Origin of the sequence: Streptomyces sp. NPDC052236, from assembly GCF_044548015.1 — a bacterium.
In the GTDB taxonomy this organism is placed as follows: Bacteria; Actinomycetota; Actinomycetes; order Streptomycetales; family Streptomycetaceae; genus Streptomyces.
Genome location: NZ_JBIUBL010000005.1, coordinates 361,767 through 370,876, shown reverse-complemented (window position 1 = coordinate 370,876; position 9,110 = coordinate 361,767). Strand labels below are relative to the sequence as shown.

The 9,110-nt window shown below is 72.4% G+C and carries 6 protein-coding genes; 2 read left to right on the top strand and 4 right to left on the bottom strand.

From position 1 onward, the window contains the following. Positions 1 to 90: 90 nt before the first annotated feature. From ACIHCQ_RS12220 to ACIHCQ_RS12210, 3 genes are all read right to left on the bottom strand, one after another. Positions 91 to 1,035 carry an EamA family transporter gene (locus tag ACIHCQ_RS12220; protein WP_399660879.1) on the bottom strand — a complete coding sequence of 315 codons (945 nt, stop codon included), beginning with the start codon at positions 1,033 to 1,035 and terminating at the stop codon, positions 91 to 93. A gap of 79 nt (positions 1,036 to 1,114) precedes the next feature. Beyond that, positions 1,115 to 2,728 (bottom strand): PucR family transcriptional regulator, encoded by a 1,614-nt coding sequence (locus ACIHCQ_RS12215; protein ID WP_399660877.1) that lies wholly within the window; start codon positions 2,726 to 2,728, stop codon positions 1,115 to 1,117. A 103-nt stretch (positions 2,729 to 2,831) separates the two neighbouring features. Next, a complete protein-coding gene (locus tag ACIHCQ_RS12210; protein ID WP_399660875.1) occupies positions 2,832 to 5,063 on the bottom strand; it encodes an ATP/GTP-binding protein in 2,232 nt (743 codons plus the stop codon). 388 nt (positions 5,064 to 5,451) lie between these two features. Between ACIHCQ_RS12210 and gabT the strand changes: the two genes are divergently transcribed. Then, entirely contained in the window at positions 5,452 to 6,786 is a 1,335-nt protein-coding gene (gene gabT, locus ACIHCQ_RS12205) for a 4-aminobutyrate--2-oxoglutarate transaminase (protein WP_399660873.1), read from the top strand. A 144-nt stretch (positions 6,787 to 6,930) separates the two neighbouring features. Further along, complete coding sequence (locus tag ACIHCQ_RS12200) at positions 6,931 to 7,692, top strand: phosphatase PAP2 family protein (RefSeq protein WP_399660871.1); 762 nt, start codon at positions 6,931 to 6,933, stop codon at positions 7,690 to 7,692. On the opposite strand, the gene ACIHCQ_RS12195 is transcribed toward ACIHCQ_RS12200, so the two are convergent. Further along, positions 7,689 to 9,101, bottom strand: coding sequence for an NAD(P)/FAD-dependent oxidoreductase (locus ACIHCQ_RS12195; RefSeq protein WP_399660869.1), 1,413 nt, complete (start codon positions 9,099 to 9,101; stop codon positions 7,689 to 7,691). The genes ACIHCQ_RS12200 and ACIHCQ_RS12195 overlap by 4 nt on opposite strands. Between the last annotated feature and the right edge of the window lie 9 nt (positions 9,102 to 9,110).

Here is a 9,110-nt window from a genome sequence, read left to right as displayed (position 1 = left end):
CCTCGTACTGGACGTACTTGGGTGATTCCGACAACGCAGCGAGTGTGCGTGCCGGGCGTCGCGGGCCAGGCGGGACTTTCGCAACACGCCCTAGGTCCGCCGTTCCGTGCTGACGATCAGGAACACGCCCGCCACCACGACCGCGCCGCCCACAGCGATCGGCCAGGACAGCTGCTCGTTCAGGATCAGCCAGCCGAGCAGGACCGCGACGACCGGATTGACGTACGCGTACGTCGCGACCAGCGAGAGGGGCGCGGTCTGCAGCAGCCAGGCGTACGCCGTGAACGCGATGAGCGAGCCGAAGACGACGAGATAGGCCAGAGCGATCCAGGAGCGGGCCGAGAACGCGCCGAGGTCGAGGCCGCTCTGCTCGCCGCGGATCAGTCCGACCAGCAGACAGCCGAGACCGCCCGCGATCATCTCGTACGCGCTCGCCGCGAAGGGGTTCTTCGGCATGGGGATCTTCGACGAGGAGAAGGAACCCACCGACCACAGCAAGGCCGCCACGACCACGGTCAGCACCCCGCCGATGCGCACATCGCCGCTGAGGCCTGGCAGCGTCAGCACGGCCAGCCCGGCGAAGCCCAGCAGAACGCCCGCGTACGCGCCCAGGCCCGGCCGCTCACCGAAGCCGGTGCGCAGCAGGACCACCCACGCGGGGACGACGGCGATCAGCAGCGCGGCGAGACCGGAGGGGATGGAGGTCTCGGCCAGTACGACGAGGCCGTTGCCGCCGAGGACCAGGAGCAGGCCGACGAGCGCCGCGGCGGCGAGCTGGGCGCGGGTGACCTTCAGTGCCGCCGTGCCCTGCCGCCAGGCGACGATCCCGGCGAGAAGCAGCCCGGCGAGTACGAACCTGACGCCCGCGGAGAGGAAGGCCGGCATGGTCTCGACCACGATCCGGATGCCGAGGTAGGTGGAGCCCCACACCACGTAGACGATGGCGAGGGCGGCCCAGACGGGACCGGATATGCGGCGGGCGGGCGGCGAGGACCGGAGGATGGCCGCGGACTGTTGGCCGGTGGTTCTTGTCATGCCCCGGAGGCTAGGCATTCAGCCGGTGGATTTCCAGTGAATTTGCCCGACTTCGGGCAGGAATAGGCGAGTTGATGCATCACTCTGCCGAGGTGGGCGCCGATGAGGTCTTCAGCGCCAGCCACAGTTCCATCCGGACGTCCGGATCGTCCAGCGAGCGGCCCAGTATCTCCTCGACCCTGCGCATCCGGTAACGCAAGGTGTGGCGGTGCACGCCCAGGTCGGCCGCCGCCGCGTCCCACTGGCCGTGGCGCGAGAGCCAGGCCCGCAGCGAGGCGACGAGATCGCCGCGTCCGGTCGCGTCGTGTTCGTACAGCGCGCGCAGCATCCCGTCGGCGAAGGCCCGTACCGCGTCGTCCGCGAGCAGCGGAAGGATCGATCCTGCGGCCAGTTCCTCGTGCTCGACCAGGGCGCGGCCACGCCGCCGGGCGACCGAGAGCGCCTGCTCGGCCTGTTTGTACGCGCCCGCCGCCGCGATCGGCCCGGTCGGCGCGGACAGTCCGACGACCGCCTCGGCGTCCTCGGCCTCCTGGCGCGCGTACGCGCTCGTGCAGGCGGCGACGACCGCGCCGCCGTCGGCGGCCAGCACCACCAGCCGCCGCTCGTCGATGTCGGGGACGGCGAGCACCGGCTCACCGGCCCGGGACGCCGCCGACTCCAGGAACTCGGCGAACGCCTGGAGCGGATGGCCTGTTGCTGGATCAGGCTCTTCGGTCCCGGTCCCGGTCCCGGTCCCGGTCCCGGACCCGGACCCGGCCGGCTCGGCGATCATCAGCCGGAAGGGCGCGTCCAGCAGTCCCCCGTACAGATCGCCCGCGACCGCCCTGGCGTGGTCCTGCCGGCCCGACAGCAGCATCCGCAGTACGGCCGAGCCCAGCCGCTGTTCGGCCGCCTGGAGCGCGCGTGAGCGCTCGGTGGTGAGGGTCAGCAGCGCGACGGCGGAGTGCACGGCGTACCGCTCGGCGGTGCCCAGCGGCGCGCCCGTGCCGACCGCCAGCGCGCCGCGCGCCCGCCGTCCGCTGCCCAGCGACTGGAGCTCGACGCGGTCCTCGTCCGTATCGCCGAGCACCACGCTCGCGGGCGCGGACCGCTCGCTCAGCCGCGTGACGTCGCCGGTGAGCCGGGCCGCCCGGCGCGCGGCCCAGTCGGGCGCGGCGGCGACGACCGCGCCGGACGCTTCGTACAGCGCGGCCCAGCCGTCGACGTACGTGGCGAGGCGGGCGACGACGGCGGCCGGGCCATCGGCGAGGGCGGCGCGAGTCAGTTCCCGCTGCGCGTCGAAACCGGCCGTGACCGCGCGGTACTGCTCGGCCGAGATCGCCGCGGAGACCGCCTTGCTGATGGCGATGAAGGGCGTGCGGCGCGGTACGGCGAGGAGCGGGAGCCCTTCCTCCTTCGCCGCCTCTTCGAGCGCCTCCGGGATGTCGTCGTAGTGCACGCCGACCGCGAAGCCGAGCCCGACGACGCCCGCGCCCACCAGCCTGCGCACATAGCGGCGCATGGCCTCGCGGTCCTCGACCTCCAGGGTCAGCGCCGTGATGAGCAGCAGCTCGCCGCCCTCCATGTACGGCACGGGGTCGGCGAGCTCGCTGACATGCGCCCAGCGCACGGGCGTGTCCAGCCGGTCCTCGCCGGCGCGCACGGTCAGTTTGAGCGCCGAGTGCTGGACGAGCGAGGCGAGCGTGGGGGGCATGGGCACCGGGGCCCTTCAAGGGAGAGAGAGGCGGTAAGGATTTCGCCGTCATGTATGAACGGCATGCCTCAATTCTGCCAGTACGTAGCACGCCCGGTCGCGGTCACATCCGCAGGTCCACCAGCAGGGGCGGCGCGTGTTCGCCGCGTACGGTCGTCAGCGAGAGCACCGCGTGCCCGGCGGGCACGGCGTGCGCGAGGTCGGACGCCGACCAGCGCGCCCGCTCGACCTCCCGGACCGTGACCGCCTCGGCGGTGGTCGCCTTGCCGGTGACCAGGCGGCGCATCAGGTGCAGCGCCTTGGTCAGGGGCTCGTCGGTGACGATCTCCCGGTTGGTGACGTCCCTGGTCTGCACCCATTCGGTGCCCCAGGCCTCGGCGAACCGGCCGCCGTCCCAGGGCGCGAGCCCGGCGAACGCCACCCGGCAGCCGACCGCGCCGAGCAGCGGCCCGCGCAGCGGCTCCGGCACGTCCTCCAGGGTGCGCAGCGCGAACACCACACCGGCGTTGGCGGAGCGCAGCCGCTGCACCGCCCGTACCGCGTCGGGGGTCACGGCGTACGTCGCGTCGTCCAGGACCAGGCAGGCGAACAGCGACCGGTCCGAGCGGGTCAGCGCGGCCTCGTTGAACTGGGCAAGCACCAGCCGCGCGACGATCCGCGAGGCCTCGGCGTGGCCGCGTTCGGGCAGGTCGATGCGGACCCGCAGCGGGTGTTCGATGGCGCGCAGCGAGAACTGCCGGCCGCCGCCGTCCGTACGGAAGAAGTCCGCGAACGCCGGCCGGTCCAGGAAGGCGATCCGCTCGGCGAGCAGCACGCCGATGTCGTCGGCGCGTGCCGACTGCCGCTCGCGTGCGTCCAGCTCCCGCAGCTGAGCGGCGGCCCCGGGGCCGTCCGCCGCCGCCAGCGCGGTGCGCAGCGCGCCGACCGCTCCGGGCGCGCCGCCGAGCAGTTCACGCAGGTCCGGTACGGAGGGAAAGCGGCCGTGGACGCACTGGTACGGGCCGATCAGCTGGGCCAGCGCGGTGCCGGCGCGCCGGCTGTCGCCGCCGGGGACGGTGGCGGCGAGATCGCCGACGAGCGCCTCGGCGAGGACCCTGGCCGCCTCGTCGGGGTCCTCGGTGCCGCCGTAGAGGTCGAGGTCGTGGGTGGAGTCGGGGCGGCCGACGGCGATGACGAGGTCGAAGGCGTCGTCGGGGGCGAGGCCGCTGCCGTAGGCGGTGACGGTGACGACGGCGGCGCGGTTGGCGAGCGCGAGCAGACACATCGACTCGACCACGGGCCGCACCAGGCGCACGCTCTTGCCGGAGCCGGAGGGCCCGACGGCGAGCAGCGAGGTCCCGAGCAGGGCGGGTTCGAGGGCGACGCCGGTGGTGCGGCGCGCGTAGGGGTTGCGGGCGTCGTCGACGGCGGTGCCGATCTTGACCTGCGAGGTGGCCAGGTCGTGGGTGGCGGTACGGCGGGGCAGGTCCCGAAGTCCGGAGGGGTGGGCGCAGGCGGCGGCGCCCCGCAGGCGCACGGCCTCGGTGAAGGCGGCGAGCCGGTCCGGCCTGGCGTGCACGCCCTGCCAGGCGCGGCGGATCCTGGCGTAGTCGACATCCCCGAGGGTCCCGGCGCGGGTGGCTTCGGCGAGGCTTCTCGCGGCCTCGGCCAGTCCCGCGGCGCGCAGCTCGGGCCAGTCGGCGGGGTCGGCCTCGGGGGCGGGCGCGGGCGGGTCTGCCGGGGGCCCCGAGCCGAAGCGTCCGCGTACGACCGGCCAGGTGCCGACGCGTCCGACGACGGCGACGACCGCCGCCGCGAGCAGCACGTAGGTCAGGTTCGACACCCACATGAGCCAGGTGACGGTCCGCGGCATCTCTCGCCATACGCCCGGCAGCATCACGAACAGCGGCCACAGGGGCACTCCGTACCGCTGCCAGACCTCGCTCCAGTTGCCGACCCGGCCGAAGCCGACGGCGAGCAGGCTCAGGACGAGGGCGTAGTAGAGGTAGCCGGCGGCGACGTAGAGCTCGACATGGGGACTGGCGGCCGACCGCCAGTCGTCGGGCACCAGCCACAGCATGGGCAGCAGCCACCAGTCGTTGATGAAGATCCACCACCCCTCCAGATAGCCGTTCCAGAGCAGTGACCAGAGCAGCCAGCCGCAGAGGTAGGCGATGAAGGCGCCGCTGAACAGCTGACGCGCGGGGACGAGATCCGGCTCCTCCTGCGGTCGCTCACGGTGGCCGAGCCGCCAGATGCCCGGGGCTGCCGCGGGGCGCGAGGCGCGCAGCCATTCCGCGACCGCGGGGCGGGTGACCGGCGCGTGGGCCGGGCGCGCGGGGGTTCCGGGTGGCACGGACGGTGGCTCCGCCGGTGGCCCGGCGGGACGTGGCACGGGATTGGCACGTGTGCCGCGTGCGTCGAATGTGCCTTCGGAATCCATCTAACCGCTGCCCCCTGACCAGCCAGGTCCGCTCGTGTGCACCGTCAATCTAGTGCCCTTGGCGGGGGAGTTCACCGACCAGGGCCGGTGTGTGACGGACTGTGGCGGTCGCCGACCCCGCCCCGGACGGTGCACGGCCGGCGCCTGGACCGGGGCGCCCGGTGCGTATGGCCGACCGCGTATGGCCGACAAGGACAACGGCATGGGGTCAACACTCCCGAACGGCGCATGCCCGCGCCCCTCCCCCGCGCCTAGCCTGCGAAGAGAAGACCAGCATCCGGACACCCCCCAGGAGCCCCGCATGACCGCAATCCCGCAGGAGCGCCGCCTCGTCACCGCCGTACCCGGCCCGAAGTCGATCGAGCTGCAGGCCCGCCGTACCGCCGCGGTCGCCGGTGGGGTGGGGTCCGTGATGCCCGTCTTCGCCGCGCGCGCCGGCGGCGGCATCGTCGAGGACGTCGACGGCAACCGCTTCATCGACTTCGGATCCGGCATCGCCGTGACGTCCGTCGGGTCCTCCGCCGAGGCCGTCGTACGCCGTGCCACCGCGCAGCTCGCCGACTTCACCCACACCTGTTTCATGGTCACGCCGTACGAGGGGTACGTCGAGGTCGCCGAGGCGCTCGCCGAGCTGACCCCCGGCGACCACGCCAAGAAGTCCGCGCTGTTCAACTCGGGCGCAGAGGCCGTCGAGAACGCCGTCAAGATCGCTCGTGCCTACACCAAGCGCCAGGCGGTCGTGGTGTTCGACCACGGCTACCACGGCCGCACCAACCTGACGATGGCGCTGACCGCCAAGAACATGCCGTACAAGCACGGCTTCGGGCCGTTCGCGCCCGAGGTGTACCGCGTCCCCGTGGCGTACGGCTACCGCTGGCCGACCGGGGCTGAGAACGCCGGGGCCGAGGCGTCCGCCCAGGCCATCGACATGATCAACAAGCAGGTCGGCGCCGAGAACGTCGCCGCGATCATCATCGAGCCGGTTCTCGGCGAGGGGGGCTTCATCGAGCCCGCCAAGGGCTTCCTGCCCGCCCTCGCGCGGTTCGCGAAGGACAACGGGATCGTCTTCGTCGCGGACGAGATCCAGTCCGGGTTCTGCCGGACCGGGCAGTGGTTCGCGTGTGAGGACGAGGGCGTCGTCCCGGACCTGATCACCACAGCCAAGGGCATCGCGGGCGGCCTGCCGCTCGCCGCCGTGACGGGCCGCGCCGAGATGATGGACGCCCCGCACGCGGGCGGCCTCGGCGGCACGTACGGCGGAAACCCGGTGGCCTGCGCCGCCGCCCTCGGCGCCATCGAGACGATGAAGGAGCTCGACCTCAACGGCAGGGCGCAGCGCATCGAGCAGATCATGAAGGGCCGCCTCACGGCGATGCGCGAGAAGTTCGACGCCATTGGTGACATCCGCGGACGCGGCGCGATGATCGCGATCGAACTCGTCAAGGACCCGGCCACCAAGGAGCCGGACCCGGCCACGACCGCCGCGCTGGCCAAGGCGTGCCACGCCGCGGGTCTGCTGGTGCTGACCTGCGGCACGTACGGCAATGTGCTGCGCTTCCTGCCGCCGCTGGTGATCGGCGAGGACCTCATCAACGAGGGCCTCGACATCCTGGAGCAGGCATTTTCCGCCGTCTGACCCCCGTCCGACCCTGTCTGGCCCGCGTATGGCCGCTTCTGACCCCAGGAAAGGTCAGGCGCTGTGAAGAAGGTGTGCGGGGGCGATGGCGGGATGGACATCCGCCTGTCGGAGCCCCCGGCACGTGACGTACGGTTTCGGCAGATGAGAGAAACACCCCGCTCGCAGGAGACTGCGAGCGACTCCAAGGCGGAGCTTCCCCAGCGCCGTTTTGGTTGTGCCATCGCGCACACTGGAGCCTCCGGCTCCGGAACTCCTCACGGATCGGATGGCTGCCCGTCCCAAACCCCCCGGGGCGCGCGGCACACCGGTCCAGTCGGCCACTTCGGAACCACCCCCCCTGTTCCGAGGTGGCCGACTTTTCCTTTTCTGGCGCTGTGCGCCACTCTCGCTCTTCTGTTCTTGCTGATCACCTGGCAGGTCGCTGCCGACGGGCCGCTGCGCGCGCTGGACGAGCGCGCGGGCCGCGCGGTGGTGGGCGACGGGCCGCGCGCCCTTACGGAACTTCTCGCCGATCTCGGCAATATGACCGTCGCCCTGCCCATCCTGGCGGCGGCCCTCGCGTACGCCGTGTGGCGCGGCCGGCGACGTGACGCCCTGTCCGTCGCGCTCGCCATGGCGCTCGTACCGGCGCTGGTCGCACCCCTGAAGGTCCTCGTCGACCGGGTGGGGCCGCTGACCCCAGAGACGGGCTACTTCCCCTCGGGGCACGCGGCGACCGCGATGGTCGCGTACTGCGGTGCGGCCCTGCTCGTCTCCGTACGGCTGGTGCCCGCCGCCGTCCTGCTGACGGTGGCGACGGGCCTCGGACTCGTCCTGCGCGGCTACCACTGGCCGCTCGATGTGCTGGGCAGTTGGTGCCTGTGCGGGCTGCTACTGCTACCGCTGATACCGACCAGGCGCTAGCTGTCGAAGCCGAGGCCGAGCCTGTCCATGGCCCGCAGCCACGCGTTGCGCCGCCCGCCGTTCGCGTCCGCCCTGGCCAGCGCCCATTTGGTGAGGCCGATGCCCGCCCAGGCGACCGGTTCCGGCGGAAACGGCAGCGGCTTCCTGCGTACCATCTCCAGCTCCGTACGCTCGGTCCGCTCGCCGGAGAGCAGGTCGAGCATGACGTCCCCGCCGAAGCGCGTCGCGCCGACGCCCAGGCCCGTATAACCGGCCGCGTAGGCGACCTTGCCGCCGTGCGCCGTGCCGAAGAAGGCGGAGAAGCGCGAGCAGGTGTCGATCGCGCCGCCCCAGGCATGGCTGAAGCGGACCCCCTCCAGCTGCGGGAAGCAGTCGAAGAAGTGGGCGGCGAGCTTCAGATAGGTCTCGGGACGGTGGTCCATCTCGGCGCTGACCCTGCCGCCGTACGGATAGATCGCGTCGTAGCCGCCCCACAGGATGCGGTCGTCGGCGGTGATCCGGAAGTAGTGGAACTGATGCGCGCTGTCGCCGAGCCCCTGCCGCCGCTTCCAGCCGACGGCGGCGAGCTGACCGGCGGAGAGCGGTTCGGTCATCAGCGCGTAGTCGTAAACGGGGACGGTGTACGGGCGCACCCGGCGGACCAGCGAGGGGAAGACATTCGTGCCGAGCGCGACCCGGCGGGCGAAGACCCGGCCGTACGGGGTACGCACCGCCATGCCCGCGCCCGCCCGCGCGAGCTCCAGGCCCCGGGTGTTCTCGTAGACGCGTACCCCCAGGTCCAGGCAGGCCCGCTTCAGGCCCCAGGCGAGCTTCGCCGGGTGCAGCATGGCGACGCCGCGCCGGTCCCACACCCCGCCGAGGAAGGTCGGGGAGCTCACCTCGGCGCGCACCGCGTCCCGGTCGAGCAGTTCAAGACCGGTGAAGCCGAGCCGCGTCGCCTGCTCGTACATCTCGTGGAGCTCTTGGAGCTGATACGGCTCGGTGGCGACGTCGATCTCGCCGGTGCGCTCGAAGTCGCAGTCGATGGCGTAGGCGGCGACCGCGGTCTCGATGGCGTCGAGATTGCGGTCGCCGAGGTCCGTCAGCTTCGCCAGTTCGCCGGGCCAGCGGGCGAGTCCGTTGGCCAGGCCATGGGTGAGGGAGGCGGCGCAGAAGCCGCCGTTGCGGCCCGAGGCGGCCCAGCCCACCTCGTGCCCTTCGATCAGTACGACATCCCAGGTGGGGTCGCGCTCCTTGGCGAGCAGCGCGGTCCACAGTCCGCTGTAGCCGCCGCCGACGACGACGAGGTCGCAGCGTTCGTCGCCGGTGAGGGCGGGCAGCGCGGCGGGCTTGGCGGGGTCGTCCAGCCAGTACGGGACCGGTTGGGCGTCAGCGAGTGATGAGGCAACGGTCATGGCTGCTGGGGCCATGGATTCCAC

Coding starts and splice junctions, on each gene's coding strand:
- ACIHCQ_RS12220 (WP_399660879.1), bottom strand. CDS start 1,035: ATGACAAGAACCACCGGCCAACAGTCCGCGGCCATCCTCCGGTCCTCG.
- ACIHCQ_RS12215 (WP_399660877.1), bottom strand. CDS start 2,728: ATGCCCCCCACGCTCGCCTCGCTCGTCCAGCACTCGGCGCTCAAACTG.
- gabT (WP_399660873.1), top strand. CDS start 5,452: ATGACCGCAATCCCGCAGGAGCGCCGCCTCGTCACCGCCGTACCCGGC.
- ACIHCQ_RS12200 (WP_399660871.1), top strand. CDS start 6,931: ATGAGAGAAACACCCCGCTCGCAGGAGACTGCGAGCGACTCCAAGGCG.
- ACIHCQ_RS12195 (WP_399660869.1), bottom strand. CDS start 9,101: ATGGCCCCAGCAGCCATGACCGTTGCCTCATCACTCGCTGACGCCCAA.